The organism is Mucilaginibacter sp. dw_454 (assembly GCF_018449775.1).
In the GTDB taxonomy this organism is placed as follows: domain Bacteria; phylum Bacteroidota; class Bacteroidia; order Sphingobacteriales; family Sphingobacteriaceae; genus Mucilaginibacter.
In genome coordinates this window covers 37400-57994 of record NZ_JAAVVB010000005.1, presented here as the reverse complement: position 1 = coordinate 57994, position 20595 = coordinate 37400, and the positions used below count along the sequence as shown (strand labels likewise).

The following is a 20595-nucleotide window of genomic DNA, read 5'->3' as shown; positions in this document are numbered from 1 at the left end:
TGTAAGGGTTGCTTATTATTTGATGTTGAGAAAACTTATACTTTTTTTCATTTTAGTTTTTGCCGAAACTGTTGTGTATGCTCAGGATAGTTATAACTATGCCCAATGGGGCCTGGGCGTTTTTGCCGGAATAAATCAACCTTATGTCGACGTAAAAAAAGTTAACCAGGGTAAAAGCTTTGATGTTGTTGGCTATTATAACTATACGCCTTATATGCTTATCGGCCTGGAAATTCAAAGCGGCGAGCTTTCTGGAGGCAGCATTGTTACCGACCCCAGTAAGCGACAATTTGATAACCAATATTTGGCTGTTTTTGCACATGTGGACTACTCTATAGGCGAAATGGTTGATTATGAAGACAACGCTTTCTTGAGCGCCGTAAAAGATTTTTATGCGGGCACAGGCATGGGTGTTATCATGAACAAGATGAAGTTTATACAACGTTATAACCTTGACGCCTCTACCCTGTATCCTGTGGGTACCTATCGTTTCCCGGGGAAGGATAATAGCATAAGTTTCGCTGTTCCTATCCGCTTTGGATATGAGTTTAAAATTTACAACTCATACGGAGAACCCTTTATTGGTTTAAATATACAGTACGTGCATACCGTTACTTTTAACGAGGAACTGGATGGCTACACCGACCCGCCAGGCGTTTTCAAAAACAACTCGCCGGATCAGTATCGCCAGATACAGTTCGGGGTAAAGGTAAACTTTGGGCCTACAAGTGTTTATGATAAAAGAATTAATTAGCCTTGAATATTGAAGAACTACGCGACTACTGCCTGGCAAAACCGGCAGTTACCGAAGGTTTTCCCTTTGGCGAAGAAACCTTGGTTTTTAAAGTAGCAGGCAAATTATTTCTGTTGATAGACCTCGATGAAGCCGATCGTTTTAACGTTAAATGCGACCCCGAACTGGCCCAGGAATTGCGCGAGCGACACCCCGAAGTACAGCCGGGCTACCACATGAATAAAAAAATGTGGAACACCGTGCACATGACCGGCACCCTTACCCGCAAACAATTGCTGGATATGATTGATCATTCGTACCATGAAGTGGTTAAGGGCCTTCCTAAAAAAACACAAGCCGAAATTACCGGCGCGTCTCAATAATCCTTACCTTAAAGGGCGCAATTATTTGCTTAAAATTTTATGAAGAAACTTCTGTTTGGCCTGGCTGCTTGCCTGGCATACGCGTCCGTTGTTAAAGCTCAATTAACGCCTTTCGAACTAAGTAAGGATAAAAACTATACAGCTACTTACAGCCAGGTTATTAGTTATTATACGGCTTTGGCCAAAACCAATCCGCAGTTAAAACTAATCAATTATGGCACTACCGATATTGGCAAGCCTTTAACGCTGGTGGTTTTATCGCGCGATAAAATTTTTGATCCGGCGTTGATCAAAAAGCAAAACAAACGTGTGTTGTTAATCAACAACGGTATCCATCCCGGCGAGCCGGAAGGTATTGACGCCAGCATGATGTTTGCCCGCTACCTGCTTAAAAAAAATGCCTTGCCCAAAAATGTGGTGATCTGCCTGGTGGCTTTGTATAATATTGATGGCAGTTTAAATCGTGGCGTTAGCCGCATTAATCAAAACGGACCAGTTTCTTATGGCTTCCGCGGCAATTCGCGCAATTTGGATCTTAACCGCGATTTTATCAAGGCCGATAGTCGCAATACTTTAGCGCTTGAGCAGATTATCAATACCTGGAAGCCCGAAGTTTTTTTGGATAACCATACCAGCGATGGCGCCGATTATCAGTATGTGATGACATTGATTGAAACGCAGAAGGACAAGCAGACACCTGTTTTGGCTAAGTATACCTCTGAAACCTTATCGCCTGAGCTGTATCGCCGGATGAAAAAAAGCGGTTTTGAAATGACGCCATATGTCGAGGCCGAAGAAAATATCCCCGACTCTGGCATTGTGAGTTTTTTGGAAACACCGCGCTTTGCTACCGGTTATACATCGCAACATAACATCATCAGCTATATTACCGAAACCCATATGCTGAAAGCCTTTGATAAACGCGTGTATGCTACCTATGATTTTATGCAGGCCCTGGTAGATATTGTGCAGCGCGATGCCAAACAGATTGGTGAGCTAAAGGCCCGGGCCGATGCGCAGGTGAGCCGGCAAAAAACCTTTGCCTTAAGTTGGGAACCCGATACGATACACTACGACCACCTAAGTTTCAATGGTTTTACCGCCGGTTATAAACCCAGCGAAGTAAGTGGCTTACCACGTTTATACTACGACCGCAGCAAACCTTTTACCAAAACCATTAAATATTACGATAACTATCTGCCAACTGTTACTGCCGATAAGCCTGTCGCCTATATCATTCCGCAAGCCTGGGGTAAGGTCATTGATCTGTATAAGCTCAATAAAGTAGCTATGCGGCCATTAGCGCATGATACCACCCTTGATGTGCAGATGTACTACATTGTGGATAGCAAGACGCCTAAACGCCCTTACGAGGGACATTATCCGCATAGTGATGTCAAGCTTAACCCAACCGACATGAAAATTAAGTTTTACGCGGGCGATTATGTGGTGTATGTTAATCAGCCTCTTAACCGCTTTATTGTGGAGACATTGGAGCCGCAAGGTGTCGACTCTTACTTTGCCTGGAACTTTTTTGATTCGATATTTGACGAGAAGGAATATTACTCGCCTTACGTTTTTGAGGATGTAGCCGCCGATCTGTTAAAAAAACAACCCGAACTGCGCCGAAAACTGGAAGAAGCTAAAGCAAAAGATGCCACACTGGCCAAAAGCGCGTCGGCACAGTTAAATTTTGTGTATCGCAATTCGCCTTATTTCGAAAAAACCTATCTTCGCTACCCGGTGGCCCGCCTGTTAACGGACGCCAAACTTGATTTAAAATGATAGAATATCTTCATCTTGCCCCGGTAGCGTCTTTTATATTTGTTTTAACACTGATTACCTCCATCATGGCCTTCAGTAACCCTGAGTGGTTTGGCATGATGATGTTTCACCCGTATAGTGTCTATCGCAAAGAACGGGTATATACGCTGTTAACCAGTGGCCTCATCCATCGCGATTATATGCACCTGGCCTTTAATATGCTGTCTTATTACTTCTTTGCTTTTGCCTTAGAGGGAATGATAGGACATTGGCAATTTGCACTGCTATATGTAGCCAGCTTAATTTTGAGTGATTTGCCAACGCTTGCCAAACACAAAAACGACTATCATTATCATAGCCTTGGCGCATCGGGAGCCATCAGCGCAGTGGTATTTAGCTTTATTATGTACCAGCCAATGGTTATGATGATGATCATCCCGCTGCCTATCCAGATCCCGGCAATTCTATTTGGTGTGCTGTACCTGGTTTATTGCCACTTTGCCTCAAAGTACTCCCGCGATAACATTAATCACGACGCTCACTTATTTGGCGCTTTGTGTGGTGTAGCAATAACCTTGATACTTAACCCGGGCCTGGCGCCGGTTTTTGTGCATAGTGTTAGTGAGGGAGTTCGATCGTTGCTGCATTAATAAAGTTGCCTTTGGCATCAAACAAAAAGCTCATCGGCTCTTCGGGGTTTTTAATGATCTCCAACAACAGAAAACCCCAGTTTTTCCAGAAACTCTCTAATACCTGGCCGTAGATCTTATTGATCCAATCGTCAAAAAGCGGCTTGCTGCTCATCCCGCGCAGCGGCTCTGCCTCTATATACAGCTCATCATTTACCGGCAACAAAGTATATTCGGGCAGGCGGTTAAACAAATAAGCCGAGTAAAATACACGCCCGCTAAATTCCTCGAACTGGATAGGGTGTAAGGTATTGCCACCAATCTTATCTAATGTTTCTTTATGATATTGCTTGTTGGCCCCGTTGTCCTGGAAGCAAATGATCAGTCCAAAATCTTTGATCCGCAATGAAAATGTAAGCGTATTGATTTCATCGCGATAGCCAAACTCTGCCTCGTTATTCTCCACCTTAAACAAAAAGATGCTGTAGGGCGTAAAACCTTCCAGAAATACAGGCAGGTTAAGCGTCTGCAACATTAAATGCAGGTTGCTGAATTTATGAATGATGGATTGCGAAATATTAAATTCTTCGCCCTGTGCCGCCTGCTGCCTGATACCCGCCTGGATCTCATTAAAAATTATCCCATACAATAATTTGCCCGCCCATTGAAAAAGCTTAAGCTCATCAACCGCTTTAACCGCTTCGTAGCCTGAAGCAAAAGCCGCAGCGATCTCCTTCTCCAAAGGCTCCAGGTAAGCCTCATTAACTGCAGCCGAGCAAGGTAATTTGATATCCTTGTAAGTTGCCATACTCTCGTCAAGCATCTTGAAAGGTTTTTCTTCCAGCCCATAAAGGCTCATCAACCATTGCGGGAAAACCTGGATCAATTCCTCCTGGCTATTGAGCTGCTGCCCGGTTAAAAAGCAAAGCTTATTACTAAAATTAGCCGAGGTAAACGGCTCGTACGGAGTTACAGGCATGAATTTATTTTATAAGCATGGTTGTTGACTCACCCCGCGGCTCTTCGAGCGCGACCCTCTCTTCGCCTTCGGCGGAAAGAGGGTTATTTTTTCTCCATTTAAACCCCCTCTTTCCGCCGAAGGCGAAGAGAGGGTGGTCGAGCGAAGCAAAGACCGGGTGAGTCAACCGCGTGCTAAATTAAGCCGCTAAGATAGCCATCATTTTAAAAAGAGTATTTTAGCTTTTGTATTATAACATGAAACTGACTTATCAACCCTTTGAGCTTACGCTAAGGCACCCATTTACCATTGCCAAATTCTCGCGCACGGTCACGCCAATTATGTTGGTGCAGCTAGAGCATCAGGGATGTATCGGTTACGGCGAGGCATCCATGGTGCCTTACATGGGCGAAAGTTTTGAAAGTGCCGCGACTTTTTTATCTAAGATAGATGTTGATCAGTTTAATTTTCCGTTTGATTTTGGGGCGATTATGGAATACCTGGATAGCTTAGCGCCAGGCAATCCGGCTATAAAAGCGGCAATCGATATCGCTCTGCATGATTTGAGGGGCAAACTACTCGGCAAACCCTGCTGGGAGATTCTGGGCAGCGATCTTGCTTTAATGCCGCCAACCAGTTATACCATCGGCATTGATACGCCCGGGGTTTTTTTGCAGAAAGTTAAAGAAGCCGCCGGCTTTAAGGTGATCAAAGTAAAGCTTGGGCGGGATAATGATAAAGAGCTGATCAATATCATCCGCTCGGTTACCAACGTGCCGATTTATGTAGACGCCAACCAGGGTTGGACCGATCGTGTGCAAAGCCTCGAACTGATCCACTGGCTGCAGGAGCAGGGCGTAGTTTTAATTGAGCAGCCCATGCTAAAAACAGATCCTGAGGGCAACGCCTGGCTAACAGCACGCAGCCCACTGCCTATTATTGGCGATGAGTCTGTACAACGTTTTGCCGATGTGGAGAAAGCTAAGGGCGTTTATCACGGCATTAATGTCAAACTCATGAAATCGGCAGGGATACACGAGGCCAAGCGGATGATTGATAAAGCCCGCGAGCTGGATATGAAGGTGCTGATAGGTTGCATGAGCGAAACCAGTTGCGCCTCATTGGCGGCAGCATCTCTTGCCCCGCAATGCGATTGGGCAGATATTGACGGCCCGTTTCTCACGACTAACAATCCATACCAAACACCACAACTTATCGACGGAAAATATCAATTAAGCCACGGCCCCGGGCTTGGCTTACAGCTAAAATAAATTTAGAGTTAAACTTCTTTCATCAGTAAAAAACCGGTTAATTTGTAGAATGTCTTTGTTTGTAGCCTCGTTAAATTCCGGAAGCAATGGTAATTGTTATTACGTTGGTAACAAGGACGAGGCTGTATTGATTGATGTCGGCATATCCTGCCGCGAAACCGAAACACGCATGGCCCGCCTGGGTTTATCTATGCGCAAGGTGAAGGCCATTTTTATCTCGCATGAGCATTCTGATCATATTCGCGGGTTAACGGTTATCGCCAAAAAGTATCAGCTGCCGGTTTATATTACCCAGCTCACCATGACCCATGGCGGTTTGACATTGGACCCGGATTTGGTTGCCGACTTTATTGCCGAAACACCCATCACTATCGGCAATTTGCAAATCACAGCTTTCTTGAAACTGCACGATGCTGCGCATCCGCATAGTTTTACCGTGGCTTACGGCGAGGTTAAAGTTGGTGTATTTACAGATCTTGGTGCCGTATGCGAAAACCTGGTGCAACATTTTCAACAATGTCATGCTGCCTTCCTCGAAGCTAATTATGACGAAGAAATGCTGGAGAGCGGCAGGTATCCGTATCATTTAAAGCGTCGGATACGTGGTGGCAAAGGGCACTTATCCAATAAGCAAGCACTTACTTTGTTTATGGATTATAAGCCCGCTTATATGAGCCACCTGTTTTTGGCGCATCTGTCTAAAGACAATAACGACCCTGCGCTGGTATATAACCTATTTAATACCCATGCCCGTGGCGCCGAAATTGTAGTTGCCTCGCGTTACCAGGAAACCGCATTGTATCACATCAGCGGTTCGGCGGTTAGTACCTATGCCCCGCTGGTAAATCTTCAAACCAGTTTGTTTTAGCCCATTTAGATTTCTTAATTATCACAATTGTTTACTCTGTGTTACAACATTGTTTAAATTATTCGTAGCTTTAGTACTAGTATACACCACTTTAGTTCCTGATTATTTAAACTCGATAAACCCCCGCGGCTTTTTGGCCGTATTGTAGGCATGAAGTTAACCCCGCAGCAAACTGAAAAAACGCATATCTCGTCGTTATTAGACGAGGCGTATGCCTGCCGGACCTACAATTTAAAACGCAGTACAGAGTTAGCCGCACAGGCGCTTGCCAGTAGCAGAAACTTGAATGAATCGTGCTTAATTGCTAAAAGCCTGAGCCATTCGGCCCTGTTTTCTATGATTTTGGGCGAGTATGATCAGGCGCTCGAAATGTCGGCCGAAAGCATAAGGCTTTACGAAACCCTGGGCGACGAAAAAGGTATTGCCGATGCCAAATACAATATTGCAGGCGTACACTACAAAACCAACAATTATCACCTGGGCCTGGTTAATTTGGTTGATTGTATTAATACCTACCGTAAGTTTAATGATCATCACAACCTGGCGCGTTCGCATAAATCACTAGGTACCATCTATGAATATTTTGGCGACGAAAAGAATGCCATCACAGCTTACGAGGATTCCATTTTTTCGGCCAAGCAAGTGGGCGACTTAAATCTGGAGGCCAACGCTTATAATCCGCTATCAGGCATTTACCTGAAACAACACGATATAGAAAAAGCTGCCGTACTTATTGAGCGGTCGCTGGAGATCAAAAAACAAACCGGCGATGTACGCGGCCTGGCATTTGCTTATTACGGCAGGGGCAAAGTCTACATCGCACAAAAAAGGTTTGACGAAGCCGAAGAGGACCTAACTGCGTCGGTGAAGATTCACCTGGAAATGGGCGAGACCCTGGGTTTGGGTATGGCTTACCATAAACTGGCATCGTTATATGTAGCGATGCACAAGCTGGACCAGGCAAAGATAGAACTTGAAAAAGGTTTAGAATTTAGCACCGTTTATCACCTTTCTATGGTGAAATTTAAGTGCTACCACTTGTTTTACGAGATCTACAAACTGGAAGGCGACCCCATAAAAGCACTCAATTCCCTGGAGCTATATCTTAAGGAGCGCGAAAGTGTGATCAATGCGCAAACTTTAAAGGTGATAGAAAATTACGACCTCATTAACAAAATGGAGGCGGTTAAAAAAGAGGCGCAACTACAGCTGGAAAAAGCAGAGATCATTGAGAAAAAGAATATTGCCGAGCAGACCGCGATTGTGAAACAGGAATTCCTGTCGACCATGAGCCACGAGATTCGTACACCGTTAAACGCAGTGATCACCATTTCGTCGTTGTTGGCCGATCGTCCCGATAAAGAAGAACAGGAGTTGATTAACGCACTGCGTTTTGCGTCAAACAGCTTGTTGTTATTAATTAACGATATTCTTGACTTTACCAAACTGGAGGCCGGCAAAGCCAACTTCGAGCTAAGGCCAACCAATTTCAGGTTGCTGCTGGATAACATTAAGAAAACCTATGATAGCCTTGCCCGCGAAAAAGGCCTGCGCCTTAATTTCCGGATTGATGCGCATGTGGCCAAATCGTACGACATGGATGAGAACAAGATTGCGCAAATATTGGGCAACCTGATCACCAATGCTATTAAGTTCACTTATTTCGGCGACATTGAGGTACTGGTGGAAAAAACCAATTCTGTTGATTACGAAGACAGTTTGCGTTTTACGGTTAATGACACCGGTATAGGTATTCCGCCTGCTTATCTTCAGGATATTTTCGAAAGTTTCTCGCAGCCGCAATCTATTACTACCCGTAAGCAAGGTGGCTCAGGCCTGGGTTTAGCTATTGTTAAAAAGCTGGTGGTACTGCATGGCAGCGATGTGTTTGTAAAGAGCAAAGAAGGGTTAGGCTCGAGCTTCTACTTTGAGATTAAATTTAAACGCACAGACGTACCGGACAAGGTATTGTCAAAGTATAGCGACAATTTAGATGGCCGTACCGTATTACTTGCAGAGGATAATGTGATTAACGCTATGGTTATTGGTAAGCTGTTAAAAAATTGGAAAATCAAGGTTGAGCTGGCTAAGAATGGTTTAGAGGCGGTAGCCAAATCTAAACAGGGTGCGTTCAATTTTATTTTAATGGACATCCACATGCCTGAGATGGATGGTTTTCAGGCTACTAAGGCCATCATTACAGATACCGCTAACCCAAATCATAAAACACCGATATTTGCCCTGACGGCCGACGTAACCGCCGAATATCAAAGTGAATATCATTCTTACTTTAACGGGTTTTTAAGAAAACCTGTTGAAATAGATAAATTATACGACGCGCTATTAAGCACAAATGCGGTTTAAAAGAAAGTGGGTGGGGGTTGGCCTTTAAAGTCGCTAAGAAAACATGAGTGTTAAAAAAAGGAGAAGTCCGCTAAAACTTCTCCTTCTAAAATTAACTGATCTCATTATTCTCATAAAGAACGAATTGGTTTAGTCCGATTGTAACAAGACCACAAAGGTAAATAATCCTATGTACTAACTAGAATAAATTTTAAAATAATTTATTTTTCATTTTACCAAATGTTATTCTGCCAAACAATCAATACTCAAACTTAAATAGTTATCCTCAAAGTTTCGGATCATTTTCTCCAAAATAAAAAAAGCATACATTTTGGCCTTAACCTCAACGTACGCTTTTTCACAAAACATTGTCTTTTAGCCTATTTCATGCCGGCTTTTATCTTATTGATGTTGTCCAAATGGCCCTTTATGGTCGGTATTGTCTTATCAACAAAGGCTTTTAAGTCGCTATCTTTCAGGTTTTTTGATGCTTTTTCAAACATATCAACGGTAGCTTTATGGTCGGCTACCATTTTGTCTGTGTAAGCTTTATCAAAATCGGCACCTGTTTTTGCAGACAGATCAGCAATTGCTTTTTTAGAGTCGGTATTAACCGAATCCGGCAAAGTAATATTCTTGGTTTTAGCTATAGCCATTAACTCATCGCCGGCCTTGCTATGATCCATAATCATCATATCAGCAAATTTTTTCAGATCGGCATTAGTTGCTTTTGTAGTAGCCAGTTTACTCAACTCAATCTCGGTCATACCGCCGTTGGCTGCGTCAACCGCAAATTTTGCATCATCTGCAACAACCGCAATACCCGTTTTTGCGGTGGTAGTAGTGTCTTTTACTTTGTTTACGCTATCTGCCTCGGCGGTGCTGTCTTTTGTAGTACTGTGGCAGGCCTGGAATAACATTCCGGCTGCTGCTACCATTAATACATAACTTAACTTTTTCATAGGTTTACTTATTTTCTTTCTAAGTAAACCCCCTGTTAGTTAATATGTTTCAGGAAATTTATTTATTTACAACGTTAGTTGGCTGGCCCGCTATAAAAGCTTTTAAGTTGTCTGTTACGATACCCATCAATCTCGCACGGGCTTCTTTTGCCGCCCAGGCAATGTGCGGCGTAATGATGCAATTCTTCGCTTTAAAGATGGGGTTATCCGCCGGTGGTGGTTCTTTGGATAGTACGTCGATACCTGCCCCTGCTATCACGCCATTATTCAAAGCATGGGCCAGATCGGCATCATTAACAATTGGCCCGCGCGATGTATTGATCAGAAAAGCCGATGGCTTCATTTTGCGAAGATTTTCGGTGTTGATCAAGCCCTGCGTTTCGGGCGTAAGCGGGCAATGAATGCTGATCATGTCTGATTGGCTTAACAACTCATCCATCTCCACCCATTTAAAGTTTTTTCTATGCGATTGATCGGTCTGTGTGCGGCTGTGCGCAATCACCTGCATATCAAACGCGGCGGCTATGTCGGCTACTTTTTGCCCGATAGTGCCAAAGCCGATAATACCCAGCGTTTTACCAGCCAGCTCAATGAGCGGAAAATCCCAAAAACAAAAATCAACTGATTTTACCCATTTGCCCTCCAGCACCGCATCGCTGTGTTTTTGCACATGCAGGCAAAGCTCCAGCAGCAAAGCAAATACAAATTGCGCCACCGCGTTGGTACCATAGCCCGGTACATTACTCACCACAATACCATGCTGTTTGCAATAGGCAGTATCCACAATGTTATAGCCCGTTGCCAATACGCCTACATATTTCAAATCTGGCAACTGCGCCAGCGTTGCTTCATCCAGCGGAGTTTTATTGGTGAGGACAACCTGGGCGCCGGCACATCGCGCAGCTATCTGATCGTATGGCGTGCGGTCATGTACCGTCACCTCGCCTAAAACATTTAAGGCATCCCAGGAAAGATCGCCGGGATTTAAAGTATAACCATCAAGAACTACTATTTTCATATTTAGCTTTCAGTCCGGGTTTTATTGGTGCCGATTTTGATCAGGCTGATAAAAACGACGATAATTGTTGCCGTTAAAATCAACCAAACATAACCGGGCAATCCCGAATTTAAAGTTACGCCATTTATTTTATTTGCCGGTGGCGATGGGATGATCCACTTAAATAAATAAGCCTGCGCCAAAACCAGCAAACAGATAAAAAACAGTAAAATAAAGCTGTGTTTAATAGTAAACCTAAATAATGACGACTCTTTACCTATCAAGCCGCCGGCTGCGGCAGCCACGGCTATAGATTGCGGCGAGATCATTTTACCAACCACCCCGCCCGAGCAATTGGCGGCCACGGTAACTACCGGCGCTACCTGGATATTGGTGGCGGTGACATATTGTAGTTTAGCAAATAAGGCATTGGATGCCGTATCTGACCCGGTAATAAAAACACCAAGCCAGCCCAATATCGGCGCAAAGAACGGGAATAAGGGGCCGGTATTAGCCAGCAGCAATGCTATAGTTGTGGTCATGCCCGAATCATTCAGGATATAGGCAAAGCTCAATACCGACATAATGGTGATGATGGGGAATTTGAGCTGGTTCATCGTGTCGCCAAAAACGGTTAGCGCCTGCCGATAAGTTAGGCCAACTACCGGTACTGCAACTAGTCCCGCCAGCAAAACCGCGGTACCGGCTGCCGAGAGATAATTAAATTTGAAGATATGCGGGATAGGGATGCCTTTTGCGTCGGCAATAGTATTATTAAGGCCCGGGAAAGCAAATTGCAGTTGCCCATGTACGTTCAAAAATTCTTTTACCGATGGCAAACCCCAGGTAAGGATGACAACCGTTAAAAACAGAAAAGGCGACCAGGCCGTAACCACCTGGTTTAAAGTATATCTATCTCGTACGATGCTTAGCGGCGAGCGTTCATTGGCAAAGCGCCATATAGTAGCGGGTTTCCAGAATTTTAAGAATGTCACTAAACAAATAATCGACCCGATACCGGCGATAATATCCGGCAGCGCCGGGCCAACAAAATTTGAGGTGACAAACTGTAGTATGGCGAACGACCCGCCTGATACCAGGATGGCCGGCAAAACTTCCATCGACTTTTTAAAACCCGACATCAGCATCACCAGGTACAACGGCGTTATAAAAGAAAGTAAAGGCAAAGTACGGCCTATCATCTGCGAGATCTGCATTTCTGAAAGCCCCGAAACTTGCGATGCTACGGCAATAGGTATCCCCACCGAACCAAATGCAACAGGTACGGTGTTAGCCACCAAACAAAGTCCGGTTGCATACATCGGGTCGAACTCTAAACCAACCAGCATAGCGGCGGTAATGGCCACCGGCGCACCAAAGCCCGCGGTGCCTTCTAAAAACGCGCCGAACGAAAAAGCGATAAGCATAGCCTGCAGGCGTCTGTCGGCAGTGATAGACGCCATTGAATGTTTGATGATCTCAAACTTTCCGCTTTTAACCGTCAAATTAAACAAAAATACCGCACTGATAACGATCCAGCAGATGGGGAAAAAGCCATAGATAGCGCCGTTGGACACCGATAATGCTGCCAGCTTAACCGGCATGCCATAAACCGTGGTGGCAATAATAAACGCCGCCCCGCAAGCCATTAAACTAGCCTTATAACCTTTGGTTTTTTTGATGATAAGTGCCCAGAATATTACCAGCACCGGCAGCATCGCCACCAATGCCGAGAGCGTAAGGTTACGTAATGGATTAACAGGCTGGATCCAGGTCATTGATAATTGGTTGACATAAATTTAATGGATTGTTGGGAATAACCGCATTTATAGTGATTTAAATGTTTTTTAAATGCTTTGTGCGTTGTTATAGACCTCCATTACGTCATTGCGAGGTACGAAGCAATCTCTGCGCGCCAGCGGATAATGTCGTTAACCGATCGTGTAGAGATTACCTCTTACCCCGCAATGACGGCTTCTATAGCGAACAACCTAGTGAAACAAAAAAAGACTTAAAAGTCATAAATGCTGTTTCATTTTGTTTCACTCTGTTTTTGCAAAACACTATATATCAATACATTAATGGATTTTTTTGTTTCACTTGTTTCATCTGTTGCACACACACGTGAAACAAAACAGTGCGCCCCGGGCGGGGGACTCACCCGGTCTTTGCTTCGCTCGACCACCCTCTCTTCCGCAAGCGGTAAAGAGGGTTAATTAACTTCTGTATTGATAAACGCTTACCCTCGCTAAACTTACCCTCTTTCCGCCAAAGGCGAAGAGAGGGTCGCCCATCCGCCTACAGGCGGAGTAGTCGGGGTGAGTCCCCGCCGCCTAATTCGTCTTCACATTCGGATCAGCTTTAGCCGGTTGCTGCAGCTCGTCTATGGTATAGTTCTTTTGGCGCGATGCCAGCTTGGCGCGCAGGTTCTTCACATCGACCGCGTTAACCTTACTACCCTTGTTCTGCCATGAGCGGCGCACAAAGTTCATTACCTGCGCCAGGTCGTCATCGCTAAAGTCTTTATTATCTGCAAAGCCCGGCATCTCGCCGCTAATCTCAGGTGCCTTATACAGGTGGCCATTGATTTTAACCGGTCCGGTCAGGCCCTTAAGCACAATCGAGATCATCACACTCTTATCCCCATTCACAATCTCCGACTTATTCAGCGGCGGCGCCAATGCAGTAACCCCGTTACCGTCAACCCCATGGCAGGTCTTACAAACCGTACCAAAGATAGCCACGCCACGAGGGAAGTACTTGGCCATGAGAGCTGGGTCGCTGTTCAACTTGGCATCCTCAATGGCGGCAACTACGCGGCCTATGCGTTTGTTAATGGTCAAAGCAGTATCAGGCAAGGCAGCCAGCATCTCTTTCTGAAATGCCTCTTCGCGGCCCTGAAGGTTGGATACAATAGCATCGGCTACATAGATGTTCTTAGGGTACTTACGCGCCAGGCTGAACAGGACGCCATCGGCAGCCTTACGGTCATATCGCTGGATAACGCTGGTTACAAAGCCCACATAAGGCGCGGCAGCAGTATCGCTATTAGCCACCATTTGAGCCAGAACAGGCGTAAAGCGGCTATAGTTATTTTGGTCGATGATGCGCGGCGAAGCCGTTAACGCCTGCATACGGATCTTCCAATTAGCCGATTGCAGCAAAGCAAGCACCTGTTCTGTCTTCAACTCGCCGAAACCCTCCAGCGTCCATAAGGCATGCGTTACCAATAATGGGTTGTCAGACTTGATCGCTTCGCGCAATGCAGGCAGCGCTTGCTGAGGCTTGGTATCCACCAGGATCTGTTGCGCCTTGTCGCGCACATAGCCGTTAGGGTTTCCCAACAGGGCTACCAACTTAATCGGATCATCGGGGAAGGTAACAGTCACCAACTTCTTGCCGGCCGGGTAGATCTTATACAAGCGGCCGCATGATAATGGCTTGGTTAAGTTACGCTTGCCAATCTCGCCAGCCAGGTAGGGTGTTAAATAGGTTTTATGCTGGATAATGCCGCGGTACATGTCCACCACATACAAAGCGCCATCCGGGCCATCATACAAACTCACCGGTCGGAAGCGCTCATCCACACTCGCTAAAAACTCACGGTGCAGATAGGCTTCTTTACCCTTAACTACATTGCCTTTCTCCGTCAGTATATCACGTTTGATGAGGTTGCCGGCAGGTTCGGCCACAAAGGCGTTCATCTGGTAGTCAGGCCCAAATAGCCCACCGCGATAGATCATCGGTCCGCAAGCCGCAGTAAAGTTTACCAGGCGCAAGCTATCATCTAAAACACCTTTCATATAACCACGGTTAACCCCGGTAGTTGGTCGTATGGGAAAGGTGCGGTTATCGGCCACGGTGCGTTCATTGAAACCGGCCACGCCGCGCTCATTCTTGTTAGTCAAACCCAGGCTCGGCGGGAAATAGTCGCCTTGCAGGTTGGTAGAGTTATCATTGGCATACATACGGCCCTCATCGTCCTGGGCAATGCCCCACTGGCCCTTTTCGTGCGCGCTTTCAATCAGCCATTTATCGCCTTGTTTGCGGTAGCGCTTGTCTGAGTTGGCGTTATAGATCCAGTTATCCAAAGCGCGATACAGGCCGTTGGGTTGGTGTTCTACGTTACCGCCATCGGTGTATTTAGCATCAACCAATGTTCGCCTTACCACCTTGTCGTTATTCAATTGATAGTAATACAGGCGTGGCGGCTCTGCAATCAGAATACCATCTTCGATCAAACATAAGGCACGCGGCATCACCAATGAGTCGATCACTACTTTACGCTCATCGTATACGCCATCTCTGTTCTTATCGGTCAAGACAACCACTTTGGCTAATGGCTCATTTTCGCCATGGCCGGTGGTATCGGGCATATAATCCTCCATTTCTATAGCCCAGATGCGGTTGTACCGGTCGAAGGTCATCGCAACAGGTGTGCTTATCAGCGGCTCGGAAGCAATCAATTTTATCGCCATGCCTGGCTCTAGCTTCATTTTACTAATAGATTCGGCCGCAGGCACTACCGGCGAAGCGTTAGGATCAGCCTTTGGCGGGTTGTTGGGCGACGTAGCCAGTAACTTATGCGTTGTACATTGGTACAAAATGCCAACTGCTGCCAGCAACAAGGCTATGTAAGTGTATTTTTTCATTCAGGGTAATTGGCAAAGTGTACAGCAAAATTGGTATACACCTTAAGTTTATAATCAAATTAAGTCTTAATTTTCTATAAATCGGGTGCTATTTAACTACTATAAGTCCGGAAATCGTTTTCGTAATAATTATTTTACTTTGCAGTCGGAAAGCCACCCAGCGGCAGGTTAGTTTATTTTACCGACATTTAGCCGTTGGATATCATCCACATTTATAACCAATTATACTGATGAAAAGATTGATATTTTGCGCCCTGGCTTTGGCCTGCGCAACGCAATTGTCGGCACAAACCAAAACTCCTGCCGATTATGTCGACCCGTTTATAGGTGCCAGCACCAGCGCAGAAGCGGCCGGCGTTTTACATGGCTTAGGCAAAACCTTCCCGGGTGCGGCTACGCCTTTCGGATTAGTACAGATCAGTCCCAATACCATTACCGGCGGCGATAATGGCCCCGGTTATAGCTATGAAATGAACTATATCGAGGGCTTTGCCTTTACTCAGATGAGTGGTATTGGCTGGTATGGCGACCTGGGTAATTTCCTGGTTACGCCAACAACAGGCCCCATGCATGTCATAGCCGGGCGACACAAAGAATTGCCAGGCTACCGCTCACATTATAGCAAGAAAGATGAAGTAGCAAAAGCAGGCTATTATGCTGCTACACTGACCGATTATAAAGTACGCGCCGAAATGACCGCGGCACCACATAGCGGCATTATGCGTTTTACCTTTCCGCAAAACAAAGAGTCTCGTATCCAGATAGATTTGGCGCGCCGGGTGGGCGGAACTTCGACCGAGCAATATATCAAGGTAGTTGATGATCACACCATCGAGGGCTGGATGAAATGTCCGCCTGAAGGTGGCGGCTGGGGCGATGGCGCCGGCAAAGCCAATTACACCGTTTACTTTTATGCACAGTTTAGCAAGCCATTTAAAAACTACGGTGCCTGGTCGGCAGATATTCCGGCAGGCATATCGCGCAGAAGCGAAAGTGTGACCAGCCTGAAATATGATTCTTTGGTAGCGAAGGCAAACATTATCTCTAAATTCACTGAGCTACAAGGCAAGCATCTTGGCTTTTATACTGATTTCGCTACTGCTGATAAAGAAGTAGTATTGTTAAAAAGTGGCATTTCCTTTTCGAGTATTGACGGTGCGCGCCTAAATCTAAACACAGAAATACCCGCCTGGGATTTTCAGGGTGTGCGTAGCAAAAACAAAGCCGCCTGGAATAAAAGCCTTTCGGAGATCAGCATTGCCGGCGGAACTGAAGCACAGAAAACGGTGTTCTATACTGCCCTGTATCATACCATGATAGACCCACGTGCTACCGCCGACGTTGATGGCGCTTACATGGGCGGCGATATGAAAACGCATCATACCACAAAATTTGTTAAACGTTCGGTATTTAGTGGCTGGGATGTTTTCAGGAGTCAGTTTCCGCTGCAAACTATCATTAATCCAAATATTGTAAGCGACATGATCAACTCGTTGGTTGAGCTGGCCGATCAAAGCGGAGAAGGTTACCTGGAGCGATGGGAGTTTTTGAATGCTTATTCAGGTTGTATGGTAGGCAACCCGGCTATTCCGGTAATTGCCGATGCCTATGTTAAAGGTATCCGCAATTACGATCTTCAAAAAGCTTACAAGTATTCACGTAACTCGGTGGAGAAGTTTGGCAATACCCCTGATCGCAAAGCAATGGATATCTCGACTACTTTAGAATATGGTTTTGACGAATGGTGTCAATCGCAACTGGCTGGTTGGTTAGGACATCCTGAAGATGTACAATTATATGCAGAGCGTGCGCAGACCTACAAAAAGATCTTCGACCCCGAAAAAGGCTGGTTCCGCCCTAAAAAAGCTGACGGTACCTGGGAGCCTTGGCCAAAGACCGGCAGGCTGCAGCAAAACTACGGTTCTGTAGAAAGCAATCCTTACCAGCAGGGCTGGTTCGTTCCGCATGATATTGATGGCCTCGCCAAATTGCTTGGCGGTCGCGAAAAAACCATTGCCGACCTGAATTCGTTCTTTGAGAACACTCCCGATAACTTTAACTGGAACGACTATTACAACCAAGCCAATGAACCCGTGCATTTAGTGCCTTTTATGTTTAACCGATTAGGCACTCCGTGGCTTACACAAAAGTGGGTGCGTAAAATCTGCAATAATGCTTATACAACCGGAGTTAACGGACTGGTAGGTAATGAGGATGTTGGCCAGATGTCGGCCTGGTATGTGCTGGCGGCAAGCGGGCTGCATCAAGCTACGCCCGGCGATCCGCGGTATGAGTTATTTAGTCCGACGTTTAGTCGCGTAGCTATCCGTGCAGGCGCTACGGGTAAGGTGTTCACTATAGTCGCTAAAAATAATTCGCCGGCTAATGTTTATATCCAGTCGGCCAGGTTAAATGGCAAACCTTATAACAAGTGTTATATCCAGCATGAGCAAATATTGCAGGGCGGGATTTTGGAGTTTGTTATGGGGTCGACGCCCAATAAGAAGTGGGGGATATGACCCCTCCCAACCCTCCCCGAGGGGGAGGGCTTTTAAATGACATAGCATTTTTAATCATGAGATCAATTCGCAATCTGCTTACCATTATTTGCTTGTTTAGCGCTGCTGTTTTCGCAAAGCCGCCAGTCAAATCACTCGATTACAAGTTCAAAGGCAAAATATCGCGCGAGGTATTAGAAAACTATCTGGACCGGGCAATAACTATGCAAAGCCTGCTTATTGGCCAAGGCGATTTTAATGATAACCTGCGGATGATTAAAAATGTCGGCCCCAAGTTTATTGGCCGCGCCGTTTGCCAGTGGGGGCAGGAAGGAGATATCCCGAATAACCTGATCAAGGAAAAAGACTTAGCTGCCAGAGTGCACGCGGTTGACCCTGATATTATTTTACAAGCCTGCATTTTTGAAATTGTTACTCCCGAAGTAAACCAATTGCCGGTGCCCGATTGGGCCTTTAAAGCGTTGAATTTGCCGGTCGAGCATCGTAATTTTAATTATGACGCGATGCTGTATCCTGATGGCAAGTTTAAAGGTCAGTGGGGACGTGGCTCGGTGCCTGATGTGAGCCAAACTGAAACCAAACTTTTTTTCTATTTCCTCGGGGCATCGTATATAGACGCTGGTATAGAGGGCTTGCATTTTGGGCAGGTGGAGTTGATGAATAAGAATGACAAGGATCTAGACCATTATGCCCAGATCCTTGGACTGATCCGCGACTATGCACACAAACATGCCCGCCGCAAAATGGTAATCTGCGACTCGCACGTACCCAGCGGTGGTTTTGTAAAGGATGGACATTTATTGATGGATGTACACGCCTTCCCGTTACGGATAGAAGAAATACCCGACAAACCCGAAGAAGCCAAACTGGAAGTAGGCCATACCGACGCTTTATTTCTTCGCAGTAAAGGCGGCATAACGCCAAGCGGCTGGAGCTGCGAGCATTTGCCTTACCTGGTTGAGTTTGATAACTATGGCGTAAGTAAGCAACCCAGCCAGGCGCATGCTGCGGGCCTAACCATTTGGGTTTGGGGGTATGATGAGATTAGTTGGTTTGCGCATCAGCCAATGGCTTACCGGCAAAACTGGTTGCATTATGCTTTCGACTGGGTACAGAAAACCGACCCGAATGGCCATGTCGAAATGCCGGGCGGCCGCCAAACAACATCGCCGCTAGATAAAAAGAAATGGTACTATGCCAACAACCCAAGCAGCACGGTACCAGCGGGGCAGGGCGACGAAGACACCATTCGTGATATCTGGGCCGCGAACGATAAAAGCAAGACTAATCAGCCGTCGACTAAATAGTCGCCTATTTCTTTACCTATAGTAACAAGATTTTGGCGGGTATTCTTAAGCGCGGTATCCAAATCAACAGGCGTTTTGTTAATAGAAATAAGCTTGTCGAACAAATGATTTAGTTTGATGGTTGGCTCTAAAGGTACTTTACCGGCAACGCCGATAACTTTTATATCTCGTTGTTTGGCCATCATAGCTACAGCGGCTGGTGCTTTGCCATGTATGGTCTGTTCATCAATACTGCCTTCGCCGGTTATCACCAGATCGATATTTTTCAGTGTGCCTCCAAAGTCTGTGATCTTTAAAAAACTGTCAGCGCCCGCTACCAATTTGGCATTCAAAAAAGCGTACATTCCTGCAGCGGCACCGCCGGCTGTACCGCTATGTTTTACAGTGGACATATCTTTACCGGTTTGTTTTAGGGCGATATCTGAAAGCTTGCTCAACATCTTTTCCAGCGTCACAACATCATCGGGCATTGCTCCTTTTTGTGGACCAAACATTGCTGCCGCGCCCTGCGGGCCGAGTAGTTGATTATCCACATCGCACAAGATCAATATCTCGCTGTTTAAAATTCTTTGATCTAAGTTTGATGTATCGATGTGATCGAGATCCACCAAAGCTCCGGGCTTGGGCGCTAATTCTTCGCCCTGTCGATTATAAAATCTCATCCCCAACGCGGCCAATATCCCGGCCCCGCCATCTATCGTTGCAGAGCCACCCATGCCTATTATAATCTCATTTACGCCTTTATCCAATACGGCTTTGATCAATTCGCCGGTACCGAAAGAGTTGGCCCGCATAGGATCCAGCTCCATTGTTTTTAGCTGGCGAAGTCCGGAGGCATCGGCCATCTCAATTATAGCGGTTCGGTTATCGTCAGTCAGGCCAAAGTGCGCGTTAATGGGCCGGCCCAGTGCATCATGCACCGGAACACTGATGCTCTCGCCATTTAGATGTTTAATCAATAGCTCACCCGTACCATCGCCACCATCGGCCACCGGAAAAAGGCGGCATTGGCAATCCAATTTGCTTTGTTTTAATCCCTCGGCAATAGCCTCCCCCGCACGGTGAGCATCGAGGCTATTTTTAAACGCGTTAGGAGCTACCAGGATATTCATATGGCCAAGTTAAACCTGTTTATTGATAAATACCAAATCCTACAAAACTGATTTATAGGTTGCTAGGTAAAATTTTTTAACTTTGGATTTACAAGTC

The 20595-nt window shown here is 45.8% G+C and carries 15 protein-coding genes; 9 read left to right on the top strand and 6 right to left on the bottom strand.

From position 1 onward, the window contains the following. The first annotated feature begins 22 nt into the window (after nucleotides 1-22). Genes HB679_RS15410 through HB679_RS15395 form a run of 4 tightly spaced genes read left to right on the top strand, consistent with a single transcriptional unit; the run spans nucleotide 23 to nucleotide 3530 of the window. Nucleotides 23-754 (top strand): hypothetical protein, encoded by a 732-nt coding sequence (locus HB679_RS15410; protein WP_214072907.1) that lies wholly within the window; start codon nucleotides 23-25, stop codon nucleotides 752-754. Nucleotides 755-756: 2 nt separating this feature from the next. Continuing rightward, nucleotides 757-1116, top strand: a complete 360-nt coding sequence (locus HB679_RS15405) for an MmcQ/YjbR family DNA-binding protein (RefSeq protein WP_214072906.1) — start codon at nucleotides 757-759, stop codon at nucleotides 1114-1116. A gap of 39 nt (nucleotides 1117-1155) precedes the next feature. Then, on the top strand, nucleotides 1156-2901 hold the full coding sequence (locus HB679_RS15400; protein WP_214072905.1) for a M14 family zinc carboxypeptidase: 1746 nt from the start codon (nucleotides 1156-1158) through the stop codon (nucleotides 2899-2901). Further along, a complete protein-coding gene (locus HB679_RS15395) occupies nucleotides 2898-3530 on the top strand; it encodes a rhomboid family intramembrane serine protease (RefSeq protein ID WP_214072904.1) in 633 nt (210 codons plus the stop codon). The genes HB679_RS15400 and HB679_RS15395 overlap by 4 nt, the downstream gene beginning before the upstream one ends. Here HB679_RS15395 and HB679_RS15390 read toward each other — a convergent pair. Then, entirely contained in the window at nucleotides 3499-4488 is a 990-nt protein-coding gene (locus HB679_RS15390) for a hypothetical protein (RefSeq protein WP_214072903.1), read from the bottom strand. The two genes, HB679_RS15395 and HB679_RS15390, sit on opposite strands and share 32 nt — an antisense overlap. A 236-nt stretch (nucleotides 4489-4724) precedes the next feature. Between HB679_RS15390 and HB679_RS15385 the strand changes: the two genes are divergently transcribed. The 3 genes from HB679_RS15385 to HB679_RS15375 all read left to right on the top strand — a co-directional run bounded on the left by HB679_RS15385 (nucleotide 4725) and on the right by HB679_RS15375 (nucleotide 8970). Next, a complete protein-coding gene (locus tag HB679_RS15385; RefSeq protein WP_214072902.1) occupies nucleotides 4725-5738 on the top strand; it encodes a dipeptide epimerase in 1014 nt (337 codons plus the stop codon). Between the two features lie 49 nt (nucleotides 5739-5787). Further along, on the top strand, nucleotides 5788-6606 hold the full coding sequence (locus HB679_RS15380; protein WP_214072901.1) for an MBL fold metallo-hydrolase: 819 nt from the start codon (nucleotides 5788-5790) through the stop codon (nucleotides 6604-6606). 150 nt (nucleotides 6607-6756) lie between these two features. Continuing rightward, complete coding sequence (locus HB679_RS15375) at nucleotides 6757-8970, top strand: ATP-binding protein (protein ID WP_214072900.1); 2214 nt, start codon at nucleotides 6757-6759, stop codon at nucleotides 8968-8970. 359 nt (nucleotides 8971-9329) lie between these two features. Here HB679_RS15375 and HB679_RS15370 read toward each other — a convergent pair whose 3' ends face one another. The 4 genes from HB679_RS15370 to HB679_RS15355 form a co-directional block, all read right to left on the bottom strand. Next, on the bottom strand, nucleotides 9330-9911 hold the full coding sequence (locus tag HB679_RS15370) for a DUF4142 domain-containing protein (protein ID WP_214072899.1): 582 nt from the start codon (nucleotides 9909-9911) through the stop codon (nucleotides 9330-9332). 58 nt (nucleotides 9912-9969) lie between these two features. After that, nucleotides 9970-10929 (bottom strand): D-2-hydroxyacid dehydrogenase, encoded by a 960-nt coding sequence (locus HB679_RS15365; protein WP_214072898.1) that lies wholly within the window; start codon nucleotides 10927-10929, stop codon nucleotides 9970-9972. Between the two features lie 2 nt (nucleotides 10930-10931). Further along, complete coding sequence (locus tag HB679_RS15360; protein ID WP_214072897.1) at nucleotides 10932-12686, bottom strand: lactate permease LctP family transporter; 1755 nt, start codon at nucleotides 12684-12686, stop codon at nucleotides 10932-10934. Nucleotides 12687-13241: 555 nt separating this feature from the next. Next, nucleotides 13242-15560 (bottom strand): c-type cytochrome, encoded by a 2319-nt coding sequence (locus HB679_RS15355; protein WP_214072896.1) that lies wholly within the window; start codon nucleotides 15558-15560, stop codon nucleotides 13242-13244. 230 nt (nucleotides 15561-15790) lie between these two features. On the opposite strand from HB679_RS15355, the gene HB679_RS15350 reads away from it, so the two are divergent. Together HB679_RS15350 and HB679_RS15345 are read left to right on the top strand one after the other, a co-directional pair. Beyond that, entirely contained in the window at nucleotides 15791-18079 is a 2289-nt protein-coding gene (locus tag HB679_RS15350; RefSeq protein ID WP_214072895.1) for a GH92 family glycosyl hydrolase, read from the top strand. Between the two features lie 56 nt (nucleotides 18080-18135). Beyond that, nucleotides 18136-19386 carry a hypothetical protein gene (locus HB679_RS15345; RefSeq protein WP_214072894.1) on the top strand — a complete coding sequence of 417 codons (1251 nt, stop codon included), beginning with the start codon at nucleotides 18136-18138 and terminating at the stop codon, nucleotides 19384-19386. Here HB679_RS15345 and HB679_RS15340 read toward each other — a convergent pair. After that, nucleotides 19368-20498 (bottom strand): glycerate kinase, encoded by a 1131-nt coding sequence (locus HB679_RS15340; RefSeq protein ID WP_214072893.1) that lies wholly within the window; start codon nucleotides 20496-20498, stop codon nucleotides 19368-19370. The two genes, HB679_RS15345 and HB679_RS15340, sit on opposite strands and share 19 nt — an antisense overlap. Nucleotides 20499-20595: the final 97 nt, after the last annotated feature.

Coding starts and splice junctions, on each gene's coding strand:
- HB679_RS15410 (WP_214072907.1), top strand. CDS start 23: ATGTTGAGAAAACTTATACTTTTTTTCATTTTAGTTTTTGCCGAAACT.
- HB679_RS15400 (WP_214072905.1), top strand. CDS start 1,156: ATGAAGAAACTTCTGTTTGGCCTGGCTGCTTGCCTGGCATACGCGTCC.
- HB679_RS15395 (WP_214072904.1), top strand. CDS start 2,898: ATGATAGAATATCTTCATCTTGCCCCGGTAGCGTCTTTTATATTTGTT.
- HB679_RS15390 (WP_214072903.1), bottom strand. CDS start 4,488: ATGCCTGTAACTCCGTACGAGCCGTTTACCTCGGCTAATTTTAGTAAT.
- HB679_RS15385 (WP_214072902.1), top strand. CDS start 4,725: ATGAAACTGACTTATCAACCCTTTGAGCTTACGCTAAGGCACCCATTT.
- HB679_RS15380 (WP_214072901.1), top strand. CDS start 5,788: ATGTCTTTGTTTGTAGCCTCGTTAAATTCCGGAAGCAATGGTAATTGT.
- HB679_RS15375 (WP_214072900.1), top strand. CDS start 6,757: ATGAAGTTAACCCCGCAGCAAACTGAAAAAACGCATATCTCGTCGTTA.
- HB679_RS15370 (WP_214072899.1), bottom strand. CDS start 9,911: ATGAAAAAGTTAAGTTATGTATTAATGGTAGCAGCAGCCGGAATGTTA.
- HB679_RS15365 (WP_214072898.1), bottom strand. CDS start 10,929: ATGAAAATAGTAGTTCTTGATGGTTATACTTTAAATCCCGGCGATCTT.
- HB679_RS15360 (WP_214072897.1), bottom strand. CDS start 12,686: ATGACCTGGATCCAGCCTGTTAATCCATTACGTAACCTTACGCTCTCG.
- HB679_RS15355 (WP_214072896.1), bottom strand. CDS start 15,560: ATGAAAAAATACACTTACATAGCCTTGTTGCTGGCAGCAGTTGGCATT.
- HB679_RS15350 (WP_214072895.1), top strand. CDS start 15,791: ATGAAAAGATTGATATTTTGCGCCCTGGCTTTGGCCTGCGCAACGCAA.
- HB679_RS15345 (WP_214072894.1), top strand. CDS start 18,136: ATGAGATCAATTCGCAATCTGCTTACCATTATTTGCTTGTTTAGCGCT.
- HB679_RS15340 (WP_214072893.1), bottom strand. CDS start 20,498: ATGAATATCCTGGTAGCTCCTAACGCGTTTAAAAATAGCCTCGATGCT.